Below are 23029 nucleotides of genomic sequence, written 5' to 3'. Positions count from 1 at the left end.
TTTCCATGTTGAATGCGTCGAAGATCAAAAATACGCTGCGCCCACGCCTGATTGGCGGGTTGATGTCGGTTGCGGGAACCGCATTGGGTGCCGGGGATATCGAGTTCAATACCGACGTCCTGGATCTCAATGACCGCAGCAATATCGACTTGTCTCGGTTTGCCCGCAGCGGGTTCATTCTGCCCGGCACCTATTCAATGGTGGTGCAGATAAACAACCAGCCAGTGTCTGAACAGTCAGTGGCGTTTTATCCACCCGACGATGATCCCAAAGGCAGCCAGGCCTGTGTGTCCCAAGCCCTTGTGGATCAGTTGGGGCTGAAAGAATCGGGTGCTGCCGAACTCAGTTGGTGGAAAGACGGCGAATGCCTGGACATTCAGGCTTTGCCGGGCATGGAGGTCAGTGGCGATTTGGCCACGTCCACGCTCAACATCAGTTTGCCCCAAGCCTATCTCGAATACAGCGCCATCAACTGGGACCCGCCCTCGCGCTGGGACGAGGGCGTGCCGGGGCTGTTGGTTGACTACAACATGACGGCGCAGTCGAGCCATCAACGGGATAACGGTACCCGCACCAACTTCAGTGGTAACGGCACACTGGGCGCGAATGCCGGCGCCTGGCGCCTCAGGGCCGACTGGCAGGGGCGTGTCGACAAAGACCGCGAGGCAACCGCCAGGAAACACGAGCTGGAGTGGAGTCGTTACTACGCCTATCGCGCCATTCCGGCGCTGAAGGCACGCCTGATCGTGGGCGAGGATTACCTGTATTCAGACCTGTTCGACAGCTTCCGGTTTACCGGCGCCGCCCTTAAGTCGGATGAAACCCAGCTGCCACCCAACTTGCGCGGTTACGCACCTGAGGTGGTCGGGGTCGCCAAAACCAATGCCAGGGTCATCATCAGCCAGCAAGGGCGTGTGCTCTATGAAACGCTGGTCGCGGCCGGGCCTTTCCGGATCCAGGACCTCAACGACGCAGTCACCGGCAGGCTGGATGTACGGGTAGAAGAACAGGACGGTTCGGTCCACAGCTTCAAGATCGATACGGCGGGCGTGCCTTACCTGACCCGCCCTGGCCATGTGCGCTACAAACTGGCCACGGGACGACCGTCCAATCTTCAATACGGCGCAGACGGTGACGTGTTCGGCACCGGCGAGTTTTCGTGGGGCGTCAGTAATGGCTGGTCGCTGTATGGCGGCGCCATAACGGATAACAACTACCGCGCCTTGTCGTTAGGCGTGGGCCGTGACCTGTTGATGTTTGGCGCCGTGTCGCTGGATGCAACTCAGTCCAGCGCAACGGTGTGGGAGGAGAAACTCTCGGGTAAATCATACCGCCTTCAATATTCGAAGAACTTTGAACAGTACGACAGCCAGATCACGTTCGCCGGTTACCGGTTTTCCGAAAAGAATTACTTGAGCATGAGTGAGTATCTGGACGCGCGGCATTACGGCAGAAATGGGGAACTTGCCGGGCGCGACAAATACGACGAATTAATTGGCGACTGGAAACCTATTGGCGGGAGCAAGGCGCTGTATACCGCAACGGTCAATAAACAGTTTCGTGATTTAGGCGCCACCGTCTACGCAAGTTACAACAAACAAACCTATTGGGAGCGGCCGCCTACGCAGCGCTGGAATGTGTCGGTGTCACGCTACTTTAATATCGGAACAATCAAAAACATGAGCTTATCCCTGAATGTGCATCGCACCCACGATTACAACTATAAGGATAACGGCATTGCGCTGACGGTCAGTCTGCCATTGGGGCCAAGCGGCACACTGTCAATGGATGCAAACAGGGCCGCAGGCAGTAGCAGCCTGTCTACGCGCTACAGCGATCGCCTGGATGAGCGCAACAGTTACCAACTCAGCGCAAGCGATAAAGCGGCCAGCGGCTATTTGAGCCATATCGGTGACCGGGCCGACTTCGATCTGGCCGCCAGCCGGCAAGAAGGCAGTTACACCAGCCTGAGTGTGTCTGCACGCGGCGGTGGCACGCTGACGCCTTACGGCGCTGCACTGCACCGCACCAACAGCACCGGCGGCACCCGCTTGATGGTCGACACTGGCGGCGTACCCGATGTGCCGGTACGCGGCTACGGCACGCCGACCCGCAGTAACGCGTTCGGTAAAGCGGTCATTTCCGACATCGGCAGCTACCAGCGTACGGCGGCCAGTGTCGACCTGGAAAGCTTGCCGGACAATGTTGAAGCCACTCAATCCGTCACCCAGCTGACCCTCACCGAAGGCGCAATCGGTTATCGCACCCTGCAAGTAGTTGCTGGTGAGAAAGCCATGGCCGTGCTTCGCCTGCCGGATGGCAGCTCACCCCCTTTCGGCGCAACCGTACGCAATGCCAAGCAACAGGACACCGGCATTGTGAATGACGGCGGCAGCGTTTACCTGAGCGGTATTCAGGCCGGCGAAGAAATGGTCGTCAGTTGGGGCGGAACCGCGCGCTGCACCCTCACCCTTCCAGTGGTTTTACCGGCGGACGGCTTGACCGATGCCTTGCACCTGGGCTGCCGAATGGTAGCCATGGAAAAAACCTCGCCCGAGCCGGCAGCACTGACCGGGACGCGCACCGATACGGAGAAAACTTCCTCATGACACCGAATAAACCCCTCACGCTCCCTGCCCTCGCCTTCCTGGCGCTGGGCGTAAGCCAGAGCGCCGACGCCGCCATCGGCCTGGACCGTACCCGCGTGATTTTCGATGGCGGCAAAGACGCCACCAGCGTGAACATCACCAACAACAACACCCAATTGCCGTACTTGGCTCAGGGCTGGATTGAAGATGAGGCCGGGCAAAAGATTGCCACGCCCCTGATCGTCCTGCCGCCGGTGCAGCGCGTGGAACCGGGCAAACAAAGCCAGGTGAAAGTTCAGGCGCTGCCTGCGGCCAAGTCGCTGCCCCAGGACCGCGAGACGGTCTACTACTTCAACTTGCGCGAAATCCCGCCGCGCAGTGACAAGGCCAACACCCTGCAAATTGCGCTGCAAACCCGCATCAAGTTGTTCTACCGACCGCACGCCATCCGGCCAAGCCAGCAGGATTTGTCTAACCCCTGGCAGGAAAAGCTGACCCTCACCCGCGACGGCGAGCGTTATCAAGTGAACAACCCCACGCCCTACTACGTGACCCTGGTAGACGCGCGCAGCACCAAGGACGGCAAGACCGTGGCGGGCTTTGAGCCGGTGATGGTTCCACCCAAAGGCACGTTGACCCTTGGCCCGACCGCCCAAGTGCTCGGCACCAGCCCCTACCTGGCTTACGTGAATGACTACGGCGGACGTCCGGTGCTGGCCTTCACCTGCAGCGGCAACACCTGCAAGGTGAACGCCCAAGGCTCAACGCCCAATGACTAGCGCGCGCCGCCGGAGAACCGCATGAATTCACCGACTGTGAAAGCCTTGGGCGGCCTGTTGCTGGCCTTCGCCGGGCAGGCGCTGGCCGAGGACGTCGAAGGCATGAACGGGATGCTGAACATTTCCGGTTCCATGCATGAGCCTCCCTGCAGCCTGGAAATGACCTCGCTGCATCAAACCATTGACCTCGGCGCCGTGTCGGCCAGCCAGCTGCAACGCCCCGGCGACAAGGCCAAGGCGATTGCCTTCGAACTGCGTTTTGCCGATTGCCAGCGCACCGCCGGCAGCATCCGCAGCGAACGCACCGGCAACCTGACATGGAGCGCGTTTCAGCCCGTGCTGTCGGTGGCCTTTATGGCCCCCGCCGATGCCGATGATCCACGGCTGGTCAAGGTGCAAGGCATCACCGGAATGGGCCTGCACCTGACCGACGCCCTGGGGCGCGATGTCAACTTGGGCGCCAGGGGCGAACCGCTGTTTTTGCCGTTGGCCAGCAACACACAGGTCTGGACGGTCCAGCCCACGCGCACTTCCGCGCCGCTGAGCAGCGGCGCGTACCGGGCCGTGGTGGATTTCAGGCTCAATTATGACTAGGGGCGCAATGATGGCTAAGTCAACCATTCTTATCGGTGTCAGCGTGTTATGCGTGCTGGGCCAGGGGGTGCAGGCCGAGACCGGCCTGACCATTCGCGCAGTGATTATCGCGCCTCCGCCGTGTGTGATTAACAGCGGCAGCACGCTCAATGTGCCCTTCGGTAACGACCTGCTGACGTCACGGGTTGACGGGGTCAATTACCGTCGGGATGTGCCCTACACCGTCACATGCGACGCGCCTTTCAGCAACGCGCTGACGCTGGAACTCAGGGGTGCCGGTGCTGCGTTTGACAGTGCGGTACTCATGACGCGCAAGGCAGACCTTGGCGTAAAGCTGTTCGTCAACGGCGCTGACTGGCCGCTGAACCGCGCCGTGAACTTTACCTATCCGGACTTTCCGGTGGTGCAGGCGGTGCCCGTCAAACGCCCGGGCAGCACATTGACCGGAGGGGCCTTTGATGCGACTGCGACCCTGTTGGTCGATTATCAATGAAGGGGAATAACTCATGACCTGCTGGCAATGGCGAGCCTCGCTTGCCTTGTGTTCCCTCGGCCTGTGCTGCGCAGCGTCGGCCAACCTGACGTTCAGTGGAACATTGAATGAGCCGCCGCCCTGCACGATTGATGCAGGAAACACCATCGAAGTCGACTTTGGGGATGTGGGCGTCAAGCGCGTCGACGGGGTGAAATACCGTAGAGGTGTGGGTTACACCATCAGTTGCGGCCCCGCGACGCTGCCGTGGGAATTGAAGTTGAGCATTAACGGTACGCCGACGGCATTTGATGACTCGGCGGTGCAGACCAGCGTGCCCGAATTGGGTATCCGGCTGTTCCAGAACAACCTGCCGTTTCAACTCAACACGCCGCTGGACATCAGCCTGTCGTCACCGCCGACGCTGGAAGTGGTACCGGTCAAACAGCCCGGCGCGGTACTCGCCCCCGCGAGGTTTTCCGCGGTGGCCACGCTCCTGGCTGAATACGAGTAGGAGTCAACGCTATGCGACATGCAAGGGATCAACAAACCTGGCCACGTGCAGGCCTGGCAGTACTGCTCGCGTTCGGCCTGCTTGCCAACGCGCAGGCGGCTGACAACCTGAGATTGAAGGGCAACCTGGTTGAGGAAGCCTGCACCATTCGACCCGGCGACGAAGCGATCACGCTGGAACTGTGGGACGTCACCAGCAAGCACCTCTACATCAACACGCGCTCACAGGGCAGAGGCTTCAAGCTACATCTTGAGAACTGCGATACCACGATCGGCAACTCGGTCACCATTCAGTTCGGCGGAGCGGAAAACGCCGCGCTGCCTGGCTTGTTCGCACTGGACGGAGGAAGTGGTGCTTCCGGTATTGGGCTTGGCCTGGAAACGCCAAGCGATAAGCCCTTGCCCCTCAATACCGTCAGCGACGAACAGGTGCTGAGCATTGGCAGCAACGTCATCGAGCTCAAGGCCTACGTGAAGGGTGAGCCGGACGCGATCAGGGATCAAACCATCGGGTATGGCCGGTTCACGGTGACCTCCACATTTACGCTCGACTATCCCTAGCAGCGTGAAACAACCGCTAAATCTCCCCTGGGCAGGCTCGAGTGTTCGTCGAACCGTGCCCGGGAAGAACAGCAACGAGAGATCAAAATGAAACGACTCTATGGAGCCATGGGGTTCCTTGTGTTGATTGGCGTTAGTCCGGCCGTATTGGCTGTCGATTGTCGAGTCAACGGTGGACCCTGGCAGTATGGTAATCCCAACCTGCTTGTTCCCGTCACCGTCACTCTGAGCGCCGATGGAACCCGAATTACGCTGGAAGGCGCACGGCTGGAATGCCGGTTCACTCCCCCCGTCAGCGGACCTGACTGGAGGGAGGATTACTGGTGGACCGGGAGCGCAGCCGGCACGTCCTGGACGCCTGGCCCCAAATTCGTCAATGAAAGCACCGGTTTGCGCGTTAATGGATCGTTCTACAACAGCCCGGTTCAAACCGGTGTCCGCATCGTCACCATTCCCAACAACACGACGTTTTACCCAATTAATGTCACGCCCTACATTCTGATGCGTAACTATCCGTCTAATCCGATCGATGTTCGAGTGGGCGATAATTTAGGCGTGCTGCGCCTCACCGCTTCTAACAATTACGACTCCGGCCTGGCGCAACTCACCGTCACTTATACGGCCGCCAACAATTTCTCCGTCGCGCCATCGACGTGCACGATCAACAACAATAATCCGATTGAAATCAATTTCGGCACCGTCCACCAAAGAGCAATTGGCACTGATCCGCTCACGACGCCGGTGCGCAGCGACCGCAGACTGACCTACTCCTGCCCGCAAGGCGCAATTACCACACCGATTACGATCACCTACAAAGGCATCCCGTCGTCGTTTGATCCTCGCCTTTTGAACATGACCAATCCGGACGTCGGTACCGCGCTCGTGCGCGGCGGGGCTGCGGTTCAAGTCGGCAGCTCATTTCGCACCCAGATTACCAACAGCGTTGGAGGCGATGACGTGACTTTTTCCCTCGCTCGCAGAACGGGGTCACTTCCTGCTGCCGGTGCCGTCAGCGGCAGCGGCGTACTGGTGATGGGCGTGCCGTGAAACGCGCACACATTTTAGCCACAGCCCATGGCCGGGCCGGGCGGGCGGGCCTTACGCGATCAGGGGATCAGACAATCGGATATGGCAGGTGCACGATCACCGCCACATTTACGCTGAATTATCCATAGCGCACACGCCATTCACAGGAATGGCCTTAACCATGTTTTCAAATTTTCCAGGCGGTTTTAAAGCGCGAACCGAGTGTTCGCGAGGCCATACCTAGTGAGAAGTAAGCGAGGGATCTAAATGAAACGACTGAATGGAGCCATTACACTGTTCGTGCTGCTTGGAATTGCTACGAATGCGAAAGCCGTCGATTGCAGGGTCAATGGCGGTAACTGGCAGACGGGCAATCCCAATCTGCAAGTTCCTGTCACCGTCACCCTGAGTTCGGATGGCAAGACTGTTTTGATGGAGGGCGCAAGGCTGGAGTGCCGATATTCCCCTGGACAAGGTCCGGCGTGGGGTCAGGACTACTGGGCAACCGGAAATGCCGCAGGTACACCGTGGACTCCCGGCCCCAAGTTTGCTACTGAGCGTAGCGGTTTGCGAATAAACGGGTCTTTTCTAAATACGCCCGTGCCAGTCGGCATTCGAGTGGCAACCATGTCCAACAACGGGGCTTTTCAGCCGATCAATGTCACCCCCTATATTCTGATGCGCAATTATCCGTCCAATCCGATCGATGTTCGAGTCGGTGATAATCTCGGTTTGCTGCGCCTGACCAGTTCGAACAACTGGGATTCAACCCGCCCGCAGCTCACCGTCACCTATACCGCCAACAATAATTTCACCGTCTCCCCATCCACCTGCACGATCAACAATAACTACCCGATCGAGATCAACTTCGGCACGGTACACCAGAGGCAAATAGGCACCGACCCGTTAACCACGCCGATTACCAGCAACCGCCGACTCACCTACTCCTGCCCGCAAGGTGGCATTACCACACCGATCACCATCACCTATAAAGGCAACCCGTCGTCGTTCGACCAACGCCTGCTGGTGATGACCAATCCGAACGTGGGCACGGCCCTTGTCAGGTCGGGGGCGGCTGTTCAGGTCAACCGTTCGTTCCTGACCCAGATCACCAACAGCGTGGGCGGCGATGATGTGACGTTTTCGCTGGTTCGACGGGCCAACTCCCTGCCGGCCGCCGGGGCTATCAGCGGCAGCGGTGTGCTGGTGATGGGGGTGCCGTAAGGCCCCCACAGGCATAAGCCGATCAGCGCATTTATTTGCGAGACTACACAGGTGGCAGTTCGCTATAATCTGCCGCCAACGCCCCACGACAGTGTCAGCGTCCCCCCAACACCCTCGACGACGACCTTATTATGAACAAAATCCTGGCACTGACTGCGGTACTGGCGCTGGCCGGTTGCACTACCACTTCGGACACCCTGCTGAAAAACGGCGAACAAGGCCTGACCATTGACTGCTCCGGCGAAGCCAATTCCTGGGCCAGTTGCTACGAAAAAGCCGACGCCTCGTGCGCGGGCACCGGTTACCGCATCGTCGGCACCGAAGGCACGCCGTCGCTGAAGGAAGACGACAAAACCCTGGGCAAGGACGTGGGCAACTTCAAGGGCCGCAGCGTCGTGGTGGTGTGCAAGTAAGCCCGCTGGCTACAGATGAATTTCAGCGAACTTGATGCCCAGGCCGCGCAGGATTTCAATCAAGTCGTCCAGCTGTGGAAATGACTCGACCTCATCCTGCTCATCCACCAGAAAGTAGCTGCGGCCCCCGCTCTTCTTGAAAAATACGATCCACTCGCCCAAGTCGGCAGGGTTTTGAATCACATGGGTGGCCGAAATCTGACCCTCGGCATAGCGGGTTTGGGCAACTTCACGTTTCATGGGTACTTTCCAGATAAAGACAAATGCCGCGCAAGCCAGAGGCTTGCGCGGCATTTTGCATTTTACACGAATGCCTCGTCGGCAAAAAAAAGCCTGACGCTGCACAGGCAGGGTCAGGCTTTTTCATCGGATTCGAGTGCGCAGGCTGAACCCTGAGGCTCAACCGGAAATGCAATCCTCCGCCGCTTTCTTCACATCACCGGGGCGGATCGGTACGTTGGACATGCTTTCATAGAGCTTGATGCTGCTACCACTGGAGCGTTCCTCAACATCGATGATCGCCGAAGGGTCAGACGAGAATTTTTGCGGCACAATTATCTGAACCCCGTCCTTATGGGGTTCAATCTGCGGTGGACGGCGAGTCGCAGCCAATTTGCGCACCACGCACGCGGTGTATTCCGGCGGCTTTTTCCCTGAGATCACCACCAAGGTGGGCGGGGTCTGCTTGATATCCGCAACCGACGCACAGCCGCCCAACGCCAAGGCCAGAACCAACACACTCCACTTCATACTTAAACCTCCGATAAAGATCCTACGACAGCGCAGACAGTAATTTTCTCCCACGAATGTAGGATTTATCTCTTAAAACTGGGTAAATAACTGTTTTAAATTGTCGAAGTCGTCGACGACGGCCCGATAATAATCGCGCTAGGGCTGATAAACTCTATCTTAACCTACGTATCATTCTGATTTTTCAGAAAAAGCCCTTCTGGAGACACCCCATGAAATTCATCCACCAGCGCGAGCACCTCAACGAGGGAGACATCGTCGTCATCGAATGCTCGCAGACCTGCAATATTCGTCTGATGAGCGATGCAAATTTTCGCAGCTTCAAGAACGGCGGCCGCCACACCTATCACGGCGGCGCGTTCGACCAGTTCCCGGCCAAAATTACTGCGCCCAGCACAGGTTTCTGGAACATTACCCTGGACGTGGTCACCCGCCGCGCCATTAGCGTTACCCGCAAGCCCGCGCTGTCCCACAAGATTCGCATCGTCCGTCGCACCAGCAGCAAATTGAGCTGATCCGGACACCCGACAGGAAAAAAGCTGTGACCACCACGATCAAATACGTCATCAAGTACAAGCTCAACGGCGAGCGCCGTTTTGAGTTCGCGCTATTGCAGAGCAACAGCGTGGAAGAAGCCAGGCAAGCCCTGGCGAAAATTCACGATGCGAGCGACGAAATCACCGACATCAATGTGAGCAAGGCGCTGTAAGCCATGCACGGCCCGACTGCCGATTTGTTCGCCGACGCTGCGCTGCAGCAACCCCCTGGGCGCGAACAAATTGGCGAAGAGTCCTACGTACTGCGCGGCTACGCCCTGCCCTGGATTGATCGCCTTCTGCCTGAGCTGCGGCGGGTGCTGGCCCAATCGCCGTTTCGGCAAATGGTCACACCCGGCGGCTTTACCATGTCAGCCGCGCTGAGCAGTTGCGGCGCGCTGGGCTGGACCACTGACAGCGCCGGCTACCGTTACACCCCGCTCGACCCACGCAGTCAGCAGCCTTGGCCGACGATGCCCGACACCCTGCATGAGTTCGCCACACGGGCGGCCACAGAGGCCGGTTTCCCCGACTTTTCCCCGGATGCCTGCCTGATCAACCGCTACGTGCCCGGCGCCAAGATGTCCCTGCACCAGGACAAAAACGAACGCAGCTACACTGCCCCGGTCGTGTCGGTATCCCTGGGCCTACCGGCAATATTTCTGTTCGGCGGGCATGAGCGAAGTGACAAAACGCAAAAAATTTCGCTGTTTCACGGTGATGTGGTGGTGTGGGGCGGCGTCGATCGCTTGCGCTTTCATGGTGTGATGCCGATCAAGGAAGGCGTCCACCCGATCATGGGCCCGCAACGCATCAACCTCACGTTTCGCACCGCCGGTTAATTTGACCGCAAGCTTCAGAGTGCCGGGAACGACAGGCGCGGCTAGTCTGCCGGTGAACCGACAAGAGTGCAGGCCATGAGCAACGAAAAAGATCCGCGCTGGGCGGCCATCATCGCCCGCGACGCCAAGGCAGATGCGCTGTTCGTCTACGGCGTGAAAACCACCGGCGTGTATTGCCGCGCCAGCAGCGCCTCACGCCTGCCCCGCCCGGAAAATATCGAGTTTTTCGACACCTCGGCCCAGGCCGAAGCGGCGGGTTATCGGCCGAGCAAACGCGCCACCGGCGACCAGACACAATTGGCTGCGCACCACGCGCAACTGGTGGCCAACGCTTGCCGGCAAATAGAACAGGCCGAAACACCGCCCAGCCTGAACGCCCTCGCCCACCTGGCCGGGTTGAGCGCCTTCCATTTTCATCGCGTCTTCAAAGCCGTTACCGGCCTGACCCCCAAGGGTTACGCCAGCGCCCTGCGCTCTCGAAAAGTGCGCAATGGCCTCAACCGAGGCGCGCAGTCGGTGACGGATGCGCTGTATGACGCCGGCTTCAATTCCAACAGCCGCTTTTACGCGTCAGCCGACCAACTGCTCGGCATGAAACCCAGCGACTACAAGGACGGCGGCGCCAACAGCCAGATTCACTTTGCCGTGGGTCAGTGCTCACTGGGCGCAATCCTGGTGGCACAAAGTCAGCGTGGCGTGTGCGCGATCTTGCTGGGGGACGACCCGGACGCACTGCTGCGCGACCTGCAAGACACCTTCCCCAAAGCCGATCTGGTGGGTGCGGATTCGGACTTTGAACAGTTAGTCGCCCACGTCGTAGGCTTTGTTGAAGCCCCGGCCCTGGGCCTGAACTTGCCGCTGGACTTACGCGGCACGGCCTTTCAGGAACGTGTGTGGCAAGCACTGCGTGAAATCCCCGTGGGCAGCACCGCCAGTTACGCGCAAATTGCCCAGCGGATCGGCGCGCCCACGGCCTTTCGCGCGGTGGCGCAGGCCTGTGGCGCGAACTGCCTGGCGGTGGCGATTCCGTGCCATCGCGTGGTGCGCAGCAACGGCGAACTGTCGGGCTACCGCTGGGGCGTGGAACGCAAGCGGCAACTACTGGCGCGCGAGCAAAACACCTAAAGCTGTTTGCGTTTGCGAAATTGCGCGACTTTATGCCGATTGCCGCACAGCGCCATGCTGCACCAGCGACGTTTGTGCGCCTTGGTCCGGTCGTAAAACCACAGGATGCAGTCCGGATGTTCGCAGCGGCGAATCAGGCTGAAATCCCCCGCCACCAATAAATTCGCCGCCGCTTCTGCAATCGGCGACAAAAACTGCTCCGGGGTCTGTTGCTTGCGTTGGCGCTCCAGCGAAGGCGCGCCGGACACTGGCCACACAAGCTGCGGATGACTGACTGCCTTGCGCAGAAAGCTGTTCAGCGCCGCCGGGTTGCCAGGCAGGTCGTTCTTGCGCGCGGCCACCAGTTCACGGATCACCTCGCGCAACGCCCTGGCGGCAGTCAGTAGTGCGCCCTCCTCAAACCTGGGCAAATGCCCCTCCTGCACCCACTCCAAACGCACCAGCCAGCGTTCGACGTCGGCATCGACCTTCCAGAAATCCCACGGCTCACCGTCGACGGTCGCCAGGGTATTGAGCATGTCCAAAACCGGGTCATCGGCCAGCACATAGGGTTCCAGCGGTGTCGCCGGGGCAATGGGAGTGGTCATGATTGATCCTTGTGAGCGTGGTGCAAGGGTAACCGCTATCTAAACCTATGAATAGTTACAAACAAACAATTTTATAACCTGAATAACTCCGTTGACAGGTTACATATTTTGGCGCAGCTTTTAAAGGCGGTAACCCGTAAAACCTAATTTTAAAGTTACAAAAAGAGGCGCTCGCCATGTCACTCCCAGCTCCAGTCGTTCGCTACCACCACGTCGATGTTGATGGCGTACGCATGTTCTACCGTGAAGCCGGCGACCCTGCGGCCCCTGTCATGTTGCTGCTGCACGGCTTCCCCAGCTCGTCGCATATGTACCGAAACCTGATCCCGCTGCTCGCCACGCGTTTTCGGGTGATCGCACCGGATTTGCCGGGCTTTGGCTTCACTGAAGTGCCTGCCGAACGCGAATACACTTACAGTTTCGATAACCTGGCGACGAGCGTTGGGCATTTTGTCGATGCACTGAAACTGACGCGCTACGCCCTGTATGTCTTCGATTACGGCGCACCGGTGGGCCTGCGCTTGGCGGTGGCTCATCCAGAACGGGTCAGCGCGCTGGTTTCGCAAAACGGCAATGCTTATCTGGAAGGCCTGGGCGATGCCTGGGCACCGATTCGGGCGTATTGGGCCGAACCGAGCCAGGCCAATCGCGAGGTCATCCGTGATGCAGTGATCAGCCTGGAAGGCACGCGCTATCAATACCTGCACGGCGTCGATCAGCCCGAGTTGGTCGCGCCGGAGTCCTACATGCTCGACGTCCTGTTGATGCAGCGCCCTGGCAATGACGAGATCCAGCTCGACCTGTTCCTCGACTACCGCAACAACCTCACGCTGTACCCGACGTTTCAGGCGTTCTTCAAGACCACCCAAGTGCCCACGCTGGTGATTTGGGGCCAGAACGACCCGTTTTTCATTCCGCCCGGCGCCCATGCCTACAAAGGCGACAATGCCAATGCGGTGGTCGAACTGCTGGACACCGGCCATTTCGCCCTGGAAACCCATGCCGCGCACATTGCCCAGCGAATTCACGCGGTGTTGGGCGCGGCAATCAACTGATTGCAACACCACGAAACATCGCCCCCGTCCAGTGAATAAAACGGACTGGCCGGGTGCCAATGGCCCTGCTAAAACAGCGAAATGCCTTACTAACGCTGGAGACGCATCCCATGAGCACCTGGCCAGACACCCGAATTCTCGACCTGCTGGGCATTGACGTGCCCATCATCCAGGCCCCGATGGCGGTGGCCACCACCACCGCCATGGTTATCGCCGCCAACGCGGCGGGTGCACTCGGTTCATTACCGGCAGCGGCGTTGAGCATCGAGCAACTGCGCGAAGCCTTGACCGCCATTCGCCAGGCCAGCACCCGGCCTCTCAACGTCAACTTCTTCTGCCACCAACCGCCTGCCGTTGACGAGACGCGCGACCGTCGCTGGAAGGCGTTGCTGGAACCTTACTACCGCGAGTTGGGCGCCGACTTTGACGCCCCCACGCCGGTCTCCAACCGCGAACCGTTTAATGATGCAGCCTGCAAAGTGGTGGAAGCGTTCCGCCCGGAAGTGGTCAGTTTTCACTTCGGCCTGCCCGAAAAATCCTTGCTGGACCGGGTAAAAGCGACCGGCGCCAAGGTCCTGTCGTCGGCCACCACCGTGGAAGAAGCGATCTGGCTGGAAAGGCACGGGTGCGATGCAATCATCGCCATGGGCATTGAGGCCGGCGGCCATCGCGGCTTGTTTTTGACTGACGACCTTAATACCCAGATCGGCCTGATGGCATTGGTGCCGCAAATCGTCGACGCCGTCAGCGTGCCAGTGATCGCGGCCGGTGGCATTGGCGATGCGCGCGGCATTGTCGCGGCCTTCGCCTTGGGCGCTTCGGCCGTGCAGATCGGCACCGCTTATTTGTTTACGCCGCAAGCCAACGTCAGCGCCTCCCACCACCACGCGCTGCGCCATGCGCAGGCCAGCGAAACTGCCTTGACCAACCTGTTCACTGGCCGCCCGGCACGGGGCATCGTCAACCGAGTGATGCGCGAATTGGGTGCTATCAATCCCGAGGCACCTGCGTTTCCCACCTCCGGCGGCGCCTTGATGCCGCTCAAGGCCAAGGATGAAGCGGGTTTCAGCAACCTGTGGTCGGGCCAGGCGTTACGCCTGGGCAAAGATATTTCAACCTATGACCTGACCCGCCAACTGGCCGAGCAGGCGCTGGCCAAGCTGAGTCGGGCGTGACACCTGGGGCACTTTAGGCTGTACCGGCGATGGTCAGTCGCTATATATTCCGCTACATAGCGCACACGCCGTAACAAACCCCAAGGAGCCGCTTCATGAAGATTCACGCCTCACGCCTGGCCGTCCTGGTTGCCGCCTTCGCCTTTGGTTCCGCTCACGCCGACGAGGTCCAGGTGGCCGTGGCCGCCAACTTCACCGCACCGATCCAGGCGATAGCCGCCGACTTCGAAAAAGACACCGGCCATAAGCTGGTCGCGGCCTACGGCGCCACCGGGCAGTTCTATACGCAGATCAAGAATGGCGCGCCGTTTGAAGTGTTCCTCAGCGCCGACGACACCACACCGCAAAAGCTTGAGGCCGAAGGCGACACCGTCAAAGGTACGCGCTTCACCTACGCGGTCGGCACCCTGGCGCTGTGGTCAGCAAAGGAAGGCTACGTGGATGCCAAAGGCGATGTGCTGAAGAAAAACGCGTTCACGCACCTCTCCATCGCCAACCCGAAAGCCGCGCCGTATGGCCTGGCCGCTACCCAGGTGCTGGCCAAGGAAGGGTTGACCGACAAGGTCAAGAGCAAGCTGGTTGAAGGCCAGAACATCACCCAGGCCTATCAATTTGTCTCCACCGGCAACGCCGAATTGGGCTTTGTGGCCTTGTCGCAGATCTACAAAGACGGCAAAGTCACCAGCGGTTCAGCGTGGATCGTTCCGGCATCCATGCACGACCCGATCAAGCAGGACGCGGTGATCCTCAATAAAGGTAAAGACAGCGCCGCTGCCAAAGCGCTGGTTGAATACCTGAAAGGGCCGAAAGCCGCGGCCGTTATCAAATCCTACGGTTACGAGCTGTAAATGCCGCTATCGAGTGCCGATTTATCCGCGATCTGGCTGACCATCAAACTGGCGTCACTGACCACCGTGATCCTGCTGATCATCGGCACTCCGATTGCCCTGTGGCTGTCGCGCACACGCTCGTGGTGGCGCGGGCCGATTGGCGCAATCGTCGCCTTGCCGTTGGTGCTGCCGCCCACGGTGATCGGCTTTTATCTGCTGTTGACGATGGGCCCCCACGGCTACTTCGGCCAGTTCACTCAATGGCTGGGCCTGGGCACCCTCACCTTCAGCTTCGCCGGGTTGGTGATTGGCTCGGTGATCTATTCCATGCCGTTTGTGGTGCAGCCGCTGCAAAACGCCTTCTCTGCGATTGGCACCCGCCCGCTGGAAGTGGCCGCGACCTTGCGCGCCAATCCGTGGGACACCTTTTTCACGGTGATCCTGCCCCTGGCGCGGCCGGGGTTTATCACCGCCTCCATTCTCGGCTTCGCCCACACCGTCGGTGAGTTTGGCGTAGTGCTGATGATCGGCGGCAATATCCCCGACAAAACCCGCGTGGTTTCGGTGCAGATCTACGACCACGTTGAAGCCATGGAATATGCCCAGGCGCACTGGCTGGCCGGTTCCATGGTGGTGTTCGCGTTCCTCGTATTGCTGGCGCTTTACTCCAGCCGAAAAACCAAAATGGGCTGGGGCTGACCGCGATGATTGATATACGCCTGCACCTCTCCTACACAGGCTTTGCGCTGGACGTAGACCTGCACCTGCCCGGCCGTGGCGTGACGGCACTGTACGGGCATTCCGGTTCCGGCAAGACCACCTGCCTGCGCTGCATCGCCGGGCTTGAACGGGCCGATGACGGGTTTATCCAGATCAACGATGAGGTCTGGCAAGACAGCCGTAACGGCCTGTTTATGCCGCCGCATAAACGCGCGCTGGGTTATGTGTTCCAGGAAGCGAGCCTGTTTCCTCACTTGTCGGTGCGCGCCAATCTGGAGTTCGGCCTCAAGCGCATCCCGCGCCCGCAACGGCGTGTGGACATGGCCCAGGCCACCGAGTTGCTCGGCATCGGCCACTTGCTTGAGCGCCACCCGCAGCACTTGTCGGGCGGTGAACGCCAGCGCATCGGCATTGCCCGTGCGTTGCTCACCAGCCCGAAATTGCTGCTGATGGACGAGCCGTTGGCCGCCCTAGACAGCCAGCGCAAAAGCGAGATTTTGCCGTACCTCGAACGCCTGCACGACGAGCTGGACATTCCGGTGCTGTACGTCAGCCATGCCCAGGACGAAGTCGCGCGGCTGGCCGATCACATTGTGCTGCTCAGCGACGGCAAGGCCCTGGCCAGCGGCGCCATCGGTGACACCCTGGCGCGGCTCGACCTGCCCATGGCACTCGGCGACGACGCGGGTGTGGTGATCAATGGCACGGTCAGCGCCTATGACGAGCACTACCAATTACTCACGTTGCAACTGCCGGGCTGCCCACTGCAGGTTCGCGTCGCCCACGCGCCGCTGGCAATCGGCAAACACCTGCGGGTCAAGGTGCAGGCACGGGATGTGAGCCTCAGCCTGCAGGCCGAAGAACACAGCAGCATCCTCAACCGTTTGCCGGTGACGGTTATCCAGAACGTGTCGGCGGACAACAGCGCCCATGTGCTGGTGCGCCTGGACGCAGGCGGCACGCCGTTGCTGGCGCGCATCACGCGTTTCTCTCGCGATCAGTTGCAATTGCACCCCGGCCAGACGCTGTGGGCGCAGATCAAGGCGGTCGCGGTACTTGCCTGAAAAACCTTTTGGCACGACCGCAAAACGCTGCGGTCAATCAGACATACCGGCCTGATTTGTTGCCAAGGAACTTGCCCCATGCCCGACTCCGCGACCCTCCCTGACCTGCCCCGCGACCTGCATTACGTTGACGACACCCAGCCCGGCATCAGCCGCAAATTGCTGCGCGGCAAGTTTCAGTATTTCGACCCCAAGGGTAAACGCATCACGGACGCCGATGAGGTCAAGCGGCTGAATGCCCTGGCCGTGCCGCCGGCCTACACCGATGTGTGGATCTGCGCCGACCCGCGCGGCCATTTGCAAGCCACCGGCATCGATGCCCGGGGCCGCAAGCAGTACCGCTACCACGCGCGCTGGCGCGAAGTGCGAGACTCGGATAAATACGCGCGCCTGCAAGAGTTCGGCAACGCCTTGCCCAAACTGCGCAAGCAACTGGAAGCGCAGATTGCCGAGCCGGGCTTCACCCGTGAGAAAGTGTTGGCCACGGTGGTGATGCTGCTGGACGCCACACTGATTCGTGTCGGCAACACCCAATATGCGCGTGACAATAAGTCCTACGGGCTGACCACCCTGCGCACGCGGCATGTCGACGTCAAAGGCAGCGAGATCAAGTTTCAGTTTCGCGGCAAGAGCGGTGTAGAGCATCAAATCAGCGTCAAGGACCGGCGCCTGGCCACCGTGGTCAAACGTTGCCTGGAGCTGCCGGGGCAAAATCTGTTTCAGTACCTGGACGAAGACGGCGAGCGGCGTACCGTCAGCTCCTCGGACGTGAACGCCTACCTGCACAGCCTCACCGGCGCCGACTTTACCGCCAAGGACTACCGCACCTGGGCCGGCACCGCCATGGCCCTTGCAGTGTTGCGGGAAGTGCAGTGGCAGCCCGAATCGGATGCCAAACGCCACGTGGTGGCGATGGTGAAAGACGTGGCCAAGCAACTCGGCAACACCCCGGCGGTGTGCCGCAAGTGCTATATCCACCCGGCCGTACTGGAGCATTTCAGCCTCGGCGAGTTGTCCAAACTGCCCAAGCCGCGCGTGCGCAAGGGCTTGAAAGCCGAAGAAGTCGCCCTGGCAATGTTCCTCGAGCAACTGGCCGCCGACTTGCCGACGACCGCCAGGGCGGGTTAGCCTGCGCACCCCTTCCGAGCTACGGGATGACCGCCGACGTGAACACTTAAGCCTTCCAAAATGTACCCGCAACGAGCCGCCTGGCGCGCTTGTTTGCCTGTTCGACATTTTTTTGGAGGTGCTGATGACTGACGTCAACCGGCTGCCCGTACTCGTATCCCTGCAACACCTGTGTTTTCAGTTCGCCACTGGCGAAACCCTGCTCGACGACCTGACCTTTTCGATTGACCACACGCCCACCGGCATCGTCGGCCGCAATGGGCGCGGCAAAAGCATTCTGGCGAAGTTGATTGCCGGGCACCTGATGCCCTCTTCCGGCGTGCTCACCTGTTCGGCCCGCGTGGCATACGTCGCGCAGGCGCTGGCGGTGCATCCGGGACACAGCGTGGCGGATGTCACCGGCACCGCCGAAGTGCTGGGCGCCCTTGAACGTATGGCGCGGGGGAACGCTCATGCAGATGACCTGGAGCTGATCGATGACCGCTGGGACCTGGCCGAGCGCCTGCGGGCGGCACTGGATGGGGCGGGATTGCAGCAGTTGGGCGCTGACACTCCGGCCGCTCAACTCAGCGGTGGCCAGTTGGCCAGAATCGCGGTGATCGGTGCACTGTTGGCGGCGCCGCAATTGCTGATTCTGGACGAGCCCACCAACCACCTCGACAGCGCCGGGCGCACATGGCTGCTGGCGGTGCTGAAGCAATGGCGCGGCGGCCTGGTGGTGGTGAGCCATGATCGGCAGTTGCTGAATACCATGGAGCGCATCATCGAACTCTCGCCCCTCGGCGCCCGGGTGTATGGCGGTAACTACGCGGCCTATCGCCAGAGGCGCGACAGCGAACAACACGCCGCCGTCGCCGCCCTGGAACACGCGCGCCTGGAGCGCAGCCGCGAGCGAAAGCGCCTGCAAAAAGATCACGACAACCTGCAACGCCACGCCGCACGCTCGCGTAAAAACGCCGACACCGCCAACGTCGACCGGTTTACCCAATCGCGCTGGAAAGCCGCCGCCACGCAAATCGTCAGCAACGTGCGCAGCGCTCACCTGGCGCACACCACGCAACTGGATGCCCAAGTGCGTCAGGCCTACGAACGCGTCGAGGACGAAGCACCTACCCTGCTGGCCCTGCCCGGCTCGGCGGTGCCCAATGGGCGGCAAGTGCTGAGCCTGGTAAATGCCCAACTGCCGTGGCTTGACCCGCTGGCGCCTTCGAGCTGCATCACGTTGAACCTGGTGGGCCCGGTACGCGTTGCCGTCAGCGGGCCAAACGGTTGCGGCAAATCCACGTTGCTCAAGCTGCTCGCCGGCCAATGCCAGGCTCTGGCCGGCGAATGTTCGGTGCAGGTGCCGGTCGCGTATCTGGATCAACACGTGGCACTTGTGGATGACAAGCGCTCCATCGTCGAACAGCTCAACCTGCTGGACACGCCGCTCGCCGAATCCGAACTGCGCACGCGCTTGGCGTTGTTGCACCTGGACGCCGTGCGGGTGACGCAACCGGCACGCCACTTGAGTGGCGGTGAACGTTTGAAAGCAGCGATGGCGATTGCCCTGTGGCGCGCGGTGCCGGCGCAACTGCTGTTGCTGGATGAGCCGACCAATCATTTGGATTTGGAGTCGGTGGTGGCGTTTGAACAGGCGCTGCGCGGTTATACCGGCGCAGTGTTGGTGGTGTCCCACGATGAGGCGTTCGTGCAGGCGCTCCGGCCGACGCATCGCTTGGTCTGGCAACCTCGGGGTTGGCAACTGGAGCGTGCGTGAGGTCATTGCGCCGGCAATCAAAGCGTCCTACGGTGGTGGCCGGATAATCTCACCGAGGAACCTGGCGCCATGTTGCCTTCGTCGCGCAAACCTTACGTCAATGCCGCACTCGCCCATCGCCAGCGATGGCGCGGTCGGGTGGGTTTGATGTCTGTGGCCAGCCTCTCGGTGCTTGCCGGCATGACCGATGCGATCGGCTTTATGGCCAGCGGCGACTTCGTTTCGTTCATGAGCGGTAACACCACGCGCCTGGCGGTGGCGATCAGTGCGGGTGACCTCGGCCTGACCGGCCGCTTGCTGTTGCTGGTGGCCACCTTTGTCGCAGGCAACGCATTGGGTGTGGTGGTCAGCCGCGTCAGCCGGCGGCATGCCCTGCCCTTGCTGTTATGCATTGCGGCGCTGTTGTGCGGCGGCGCGTTGTGGCCCCGCGCCGATGCCTTGCCGGCCTTGCTGGCGGCGATTGTAGCCATGGGCATGCTCAATGCCGCCGTGGAAGAGGTCAACGGCTTGCCGGTGGGCCTCACTTACGTCACGGGTGCGCTGTCACGCTTTGGTCGAGGGTTGGGGCGCTGGATGCTGGGGGAACGCCGCAACGGCTGGCGGGTGCAGTTGATACCGTGGGGCGGGATGTTTGTGGGCGCGGTGATCGGCGCGGTGCTCGAACAGCACCTGGGCCTGAGCGCGCTGATGGTCAGTGCCGGGTTGGCGGCTCTGCTGGGGTTGGTGTCGCTGAAGATTCCGCGTCGCTGGCACTTGGGTTACATGCCGCGATAAGCCGGAAAAGATGCTCGCCCGACGATTCGGCCTCGACGTCCATGTACCGGTAAAGAGCTATCACCTCGGGCGAGCGGGATGAATCATAAGCCAATGCCCGGCGGCTGTCCCGCCGGGCTTTTCCGAAAAACACTTAGGCAAAGTATTACAGGCAGGTCGCGAGTGCAGCTTGGCGACGCATGGCCGGCATCGTTTGTTGGGCGGCGTAGTACTTGACGGTAGAACCGGTGCCTGCGCTTCGCACGTCGGCAAAATAGTCGCCGCCGGTGGTGTACACCGTGAAACCGCCGGTTTCGAGCGGTTCCTTGAAGCCGCCGGCGTCAACGCCGAAGACGGCTTCGTCCTGCCAGCCAAACTGGATGCATTGGGCAACCACCAAAGGCGCCTTGTCCGACGCCAGGGTCTTGTAAGGCTGGCCGGCGCGCGCTTCTTTCATTTTCGAGCCTGCGCAACCGCTGAGTGCTGCCAGTACCAACGCGCCAATCACTACTTTGTACATGCCATCACTTCCTTGAAAAAAACGCGACTGTACCACCGCTGAGGGGCCGTCTGAGGCCTGCATAAACTTTCTTTCACTGTGAGCGCCGAGCCCGCCGCCTATAGTTGGCAGGCTCATTTTTAAGAAGTCTCCCTTCTGCCCGCTCTCCCGCGGGCTTTTTTTCGCCTGCGTTTCACAGCCACCAGCGCAACAGATAGAACAGCGCCATGCTTAGCAGCACGGTGATCAGCACGCTGCGCGTCCAGAACATCAGCGCCACTGCGCACACACCCGCCAACAAATAGGGGTTTGCCGGGCTGAGGTTAAGCCTGTGGTCGGCGAGAAAAATGATCGGCCCGCAAATCGCCGTGAGCATGCCCGGCACGGCAAAGCCGAGAAACTCCCGCGCGCCACGGTTCAGGCGCACCGGCAGGCGCGGCTCGATAAACAGGTAACGGTTGAGAAACACCACCAGCCCCATGGCCACAATCATGCTGTAGATCATCGCTGCCCAACCCCCAAACGCTTGCAGGCATAACCTGCGCTCATGCCCAGTACGCCCGACACCACCACTGCCGATTCCCAGTGCCAGTAGCTCAACCACACTGAAAACAGCAGCGACACCGCAACGCACACCACAGTGGGCACATCGCGCACCACCGGGGTAATTAGGGCGATAAAGGTGGCGGCAATGGAAAACTCCAGCCCCAACTGATCAAGCCCGGGAATGCTCTTGCCAAGCACGATGCCGGCCAGGGTAAAGAGGTTCCAGGCGATATAAAACGTCAGGCCCACGCCGAGGGCATACCAGCGGTTAAAGGTTTCACGGTCGTAGTGGTTGACCAGCGCAAAGAATTCGTCGGTCAGCAAAAAGCCCAGGCTCATGCGCCATCGGGTGTTCAGAGACGACAACGTCGGGCGCATGTGCATGCCATACAGCAGATGCTGGGAAGTCAGCAGCAAGGTGGTCAGCACAATCGAAATCAGGCTGGCGCCGCTTTTGACCATGCCGATAGCCACCAACTGCGCGGCACCGGCAAACACGATGGCGGATAAACCCTGGGCTTGCAGCGGGCTGAATTGCGCATCAATGGCCATGGAGCCGGCAAGCAGCCCCCACGGCGCGCAGGCCAGGGATAACGGAGTGACGGCAATCGCGCCGCGGGCGAACGCGTAATGCGGTACGGCAGTGGGCATGGAGACAGCTCATCGACAGACAGTCGACAAGCATGCCAGCGTCACTCGGGGCTTGTCTTGAATGATATTGCTCAGGCCAGCTTTACCGACACCTGTTCGACGCAATCGCGCGCTACGCGCAGTTCGTAGGCGTCCTGGTTGAGCCGGTGAATGGTGTTGAGCAGGCGTTGGCGCAGCACCTCATCGCCTAGTTTTTCGACGGCACGCATCAGGTCAAACGCCGCAGTTTCGTTATTGTCCGCGACGGAGTCGAGGGTCTTGCGCAGGTTGCGAGTGGCACGGGTCACGCGAATTCTTCCTTCTTCAGCAATGGGCGGGACTTTAGGACATTCATGTTTCATTTTAATTTCAAACACTTGTGGCCGACTGACGGTCATTTGATCCACGTCAGAAAAATTAAGGATTTGACCTACATATATGGGTATCCGTATATTCGAAACTCCATATATAAGCAGCCTTGGCCATGCCTGATCTCTTCTCCCCGCCCACCGTGTTCAAGTGCCTGGCCGATGCCACCCGGGTGCGGCTGACGCTGTTGATCCATCGCGAAGGCGAACTTTGCGTCTGCGAACTGATCCATGCTCTGGACGACAGCCAGCCCAAAATTTCCCGGCACCTGGCGCAACTGCGCAGTTGCGGGCTGTTGCTGGATCGCCGTCAGGGACAATGGGTTTACTACCGTATCAACCCGGCACTGCCCGCCTGGGTGATTCAGGTGCTGGACACCACCCTGCAAGCCAACCAGCCATGGTTGCACAGCGACGCGCAGCGTCTTGATGCAATGGGCGACAGACCACAACGGGCCAGCACCTGCTGCTGAACCATCGGAGCGTTTATTC

The 23029-nt window shown here is 60.3% G+C and carries 29 protein-coding genes; 22 read left to right on the top strand and 7 right to left on the bottom strand.

The genetic code is table 11. The features are described from left to right. Nucleotides 1-5: 5 nt before the first annotated feature. The 9 genes from ACP7A2_RS04585 (at nt 6) to ACP7A2_RS04545 (ending at nt 8170) form a co-directional block, all read left to right on the top strand. The gene (locus ACP7A2_RS04585) at nt 6-2609 is read left to right on the top strand and encodes an outer membrane usher protein (protein WP_426133278.1); all 2604 of its coding nucleotides are present in this window, start codon (nt 6-8) and stop codon (nt 2607-2609) included. Continuing rightward, the gene (locus tag ACP7A2_RS04580) at nt 2606-3367 is read left to right on the top strand and encodes a fimbria/pilus periplasmic chaperone (RefSeq protein ID WP_426133277.1); all 762 of its coding nucleotides are present in this window, start codon (nt 2606-2608) and stop codon (nt 3365-3367) included. Before ACP7A2_RS04585 ends, ACP7A2_RS04580 begins: the two co-directional genes overlap by 4 nt. A 21-nt stretch (nt 3368-3388) precedes the next feature. Further along, complete coding sequence (locus ACP7A2_RS04575; RefSeq protein ID WP_426133276.1) at nt 3389-3961, top strand: fimbrial protein; 573 nt, start codon at nt 3389-3391, stop codon at nt 3959-3961. Nucleotides 3962-3971: 10 nt separating this feature from the next. Next, nucleotides 3972-4454 carry a fimbrial protein gene (locus ACP7A2_RS04570; protein ID WP_426133275.1) on the top strand — a complete coding sequence of 161 codons (483 nt, stop codon included), beginning with the start codon at nt 3972-3974 and terminating at the stop codon, nt 4452-4454. A gap of 13 nt (nt 4455-4467) precedes the next feature. Next, a complete protein-coding gene (locus tag ACP7A2_RS04565; protein WP_426133274.1) occupies nt 4468-4947 on the top strand; it encodes a fimbrial protein in 480 nt (159 codons plus the stop codon). 11 nt (nt 4948-4958) lie between these two features. Next, a complete protein-coding gene (locus tag ACP7A2_RS04560) occupies nt 4959-5507 on the top strand; it encodes a fimbrial protein (RefSeq protein WP_426133273.1) in 549 nt (182 codons plus the stop codon). Nucleotides 5508-5594: 87 nt separating this feature from the next. Further along, nucleotides 5595-6554 (top strand): fimbrial protein, encoded by a 960-nt coding sequence (locus ACP7A2_RS04555; protein ID WP_426133272.1) that lies wholly within the window; start codon nt 5595-5597, stop codon nt 6552-6554. 246 nt (nt 6555-6800) lie between these two features. Beyond that, nucleotides 6801-7757 carry a fimbrial protein gene (locus tag ACP7A2_RS04550; protein ID WP_426133271.1) on the top strand — a complete coding sequence of 319 codons (957 nt, stop codon included), beginning with the start codon at nt 6801-6803 and terminating at the stop codon, nt 7755-7757. A 131-nt stretch (nt 7758-7888) separates the two neighbouring features. After that, nucleotides 7889-8170: a hypothetical protein gene (locus ACP7A2_RS04545; protein ID WP_426133270.1), complete on the top strand. Its 282-nt coding sequence runs from the start codon at nt 7889-7891 to the stop codon at nt 8168-8170. 9 nt (nt 8171-8179) lie between these two features. On the opposite strand, the gene ACP7A2_RS04540 is transcribed toward ACP7A2_RS04545, so the two are convergent. Together ACP7A2_RS04540 and ACP7A2_RS04535 are read right to left on the bottom strand one after the other, a co-directional pair. After that, entirely contained in the window at nt 8180-8410 is a 231-nt protein-coding gene (locus ACP7A2_RS04540; protein ID WP_426133269.1) for a hypothetical protein, read from the bottom strand. A gap of 159 nt (nt 8411-8569) precedes the next feature. Beyond that, nucleotides 8570-8920, bottom strand: a complete 351-nt coding sequence (locus tag ACP7A2_RS04535) for a hypothetical protein (protein ID WP_426133268.1) — start codon at nt 8918-8920, stop codon at nt 8570-8572. Between the two features lie 212 nt (nt 8921-9132). On the opposite strand from ACP7A2_RS04535, the gene ACP7A2_RS04530 reads away from it, so the two are divergent. From ACP7A2_RS04530 to ada, 4 genes are all read left to right on the top strand, one after another. Further along, the gene (locus ACP7A2_RS04530; RefSeq protein WP_003230751.1) at nt 9133-9435 is read left to right on the top strand and encodes a DUF1883 domain-containing protein; all 303 of its coding nucleotides are present in this window, start codon (nt 9133-9135) and stop codon (nt 9433-9435) included. A gap of 26 nt (nt 9436-9461) precedes the next feature. Continuing rightward, nucleotides 9462-9629 carry a hypothetical protein gene (locus ACP7A2_RS04525; RefSeq protein WP_426133267.1) on the top strand — a complete coding sequence of 56 codons (168 nt, stop codon included), beginning with the start codon at nt 9462-9464 and terminating at the stop codon, nt 9627-9629. Nucleotides 9630-9632: 3 nt separating this feature from the next. Beyond that, the gene (alkB, locus tag ACP7A2_RS04520) at nt 9633-10298 is read left to right on the top strand and encodes a DNA oxidative demethylase AlkB (RefSeq protein WP_426133266.1); all 666 of its coding nucleotides are present in this window, start codon (nt 9633-9635) and stop codon (nt 10296-10298) included. 75 nt (nt 10299-10373) lie between these two features. Beyond that, on the top strand, nt 10374-11423 hold the full coding sequence (gene ada, locus ACP7A2_RS04515) for a bifunctional DNA-binding transcriptional regulator/O6-methylguanine-DNA methyltransferase Ada (protein WP_426133265.1): 1050 nt from the start codon (nt 10374-10376) through the stop codon (nt 11421-11423). Here ada and ACP7A2_RS04510 read toward each other — a convergent pair. Continuing rightward, the gene (locus ACP7A2_RS04510) at nt 11420-12010 is read right to left on the bottom strand and encodes a CGNR zinc finger domain-containing protein (RefSeq protein ID WP_426133264.1); all 591 of its coding nucleotides are present in this window, start codon (nt 12008-12010) and stop codon (nt 11420-11422) included. The genes ada and ACP7A2_RS04510 overlap by 4 nt on opposite strands. A 176-nt stretch (nt 12011-12186) precedes the next feature. Between ACP7A2_RS04510 and ACP7A2_RS04505 the strand changes: the two genes are divergently transcribed. The 8 genes from ACP7A2_RS04505 to ACP7A2_RS04470 all read left to right on the top strand — a co-directional run bounded on the left by ACP7A2_RS04505 (nt 12187) and on the right by ACP7A2_RS04470 (nt 20515). After that, entirely contained in the window at nt 12187-13065 is an 879-nt protein-coding gene (locus ACP7A2_RS04505; protein ID WP_426133263.1) for an alpha/beta fold hydrolase, read from the top strand. A gap of 110 nt (nt 13066-13175) precedes the next feature. Next, nucleotides 13176-14240, top strand: coding sequence for an NAD(P)H-dependent flavin oxidoreductase (locus ACP7A2_RS04500; RefSeq protein WP_426133262.1), 1065 nt, complete (start codon nt 13176-13178; stop codon nt 14238-14240). Between the two features lie 95 nt (nt 14241-14335). Next, complete coding sequence (modA, locus tag ACP7A2_RS04495; RefSeq protein ID WP_426133261.1) at nt 14336-15088, top strand: molybdate ABC transporter substrate-binding protein; 753 nt, start codon at nt 14336-14338, stop codon at nt 15086-15088. After that, a complete protein-coding gene (modB, locus tag ACP7A2_RS04490) occupies nt 15089-15769 on the top strand; it encodes a molybdate ABC transporter permease subunit (RefSeq protein WP_426133260.1) in 681 nt (226 codons plus the stop codon). A 5-nt stretch (nt 15770-15774) separates the two neighbouring features. Then, a complete protein-coding gene (gene modC, locus ACP7A2_RS04485) occupies nt 15775-16854 on the top strand; it encodes a molybdenum ABC transporter ATP-binding protein (RefSeq protein ID WP_426133259.1) in 1080 nt (359 codons plus the stop codon). A 78-nt stretch (nt 16855-16932) separates the two neighbouring features. After that, entirely contained in the window at nt 16933-17982 is a 1050-nt protein-coding gene (locus ACP7A2_RS04480) for a DNA topoisomerase IB (RefSeq protein WP_426133258.1), read from the top strand. A 124-nt stretch (nt 17983-18106) separates the two neighbouring features. After that, nucleotides 18107-19741, top strand: a complete 1635-nt coding sequence (locus ACP7A2_RS04475; protein ID WP_426133257.1) for an ABC-F family ATP-binding cassette domain-containing protein — start codon at nt 18107-18109, stop codon at nt 19739-19741. Nucleotides 19742-19810: 69 nt separating this feature from the next. Beyond that, nucleotides 19811-20515 (top strand): YoaK family protein, encoded by a 705-nt coding sequence (locus ACP7A2_RS04470; RefSeq protein ID WP_426133256.1) that lies wholly within the window; start codon nt 19811-19813, stop codon nt 20513-20515. A 145-nt stretch (nt 20516-20660) separates the two neighbouring features. On the opposite strand, the gene ACP7A2_RS04465 is transcribed toward ACP7A2_RS04470, so the two are convergent. The 4 genes from ACP7A2_RS04465 to ACP7A2_RS04450 all read right to left on the bottom strand — a co-directional run bounded on the left by ACP7A2_RS04465 (nt 20661) and on the right by ACP7A2_RS04450 (nt 22477). Beyond that, nucleotides 20661-21014, bottom strand: a complete 354-nt coding sequence (locus tag ACP7A2_RS04465; RefSeq protein ID WP_426133255.1) for a hypothetical protein — start codon at nt 21012-21014, stop codon at nt 20661-20663. A 172-nt stretch (nt 21015-21186) separates the two neighbouring features. Beyond that, on the bottom strand, nt 21187-21498 hold the full coding sequence (locus ACP7A2_RS04460) for an AzlD domain-containing protein (RefSeq protein WP_348058277.1): 312 nt from the start codon (nt 21496-21498) through the stop codon (nt 21187-21189). After that, entirely contained in the window at nt 21495-22190 is a 696-nt protein-coding gene (locus tag ACP7A2_RS04455; protein WP_426133254.1) for an AzlC family ABC transporter permease, read from the bottom strand. The genes ACP7A2_RS04460 and ACP7A2_RS04455 overlap by 4 nt, the downstream gene beginning before the upstream one ends. 71 nt (nt 22191-22261) lie before the next feature. Next, nucleotides 22262-22477, bottom strand: a complete 216-nt coding sequence (locus ACP7A2_RS04450; protein WP_348058285.1) for a hypothetical protein — start codon at nt 22475-22477, stop codon at nt 22262-22264. 176 nt (nt 22478-22653) lie between these two features. On the opposite strand from ACP7A2_RS04450, the gene ACP7A2_RS04445 reads away from it, so the two are divergent. After that, on the top strand, nt 22654-23010 hold the full coding sequence (locus ACP7A2_RS04445) for a metalloregulator ArsR/SmtB family transcription factor (RefSeq protein WP_426133253.1): 357 nt from the start codon (nt 22654-22656) through the stop codon (nt 23008-23010). Nucleotides 23011-23029: the final 19 nt, after the last annotated feature.

The organism is Pseudomonas sp. PWP3-1b2 (assembly GCF_049896045.1).
Taxonomy (GTDB): Bacteria; Pseudomonadota; Gammaproteobacteria; order Pseudomonadales; family Pseudomonadaceae; genus Aquipseudomonas; species Aquipseudomonas antarctica_B.
This window is presented reverse-complemented; position numbering and strand designations above follow the sequence as displayed.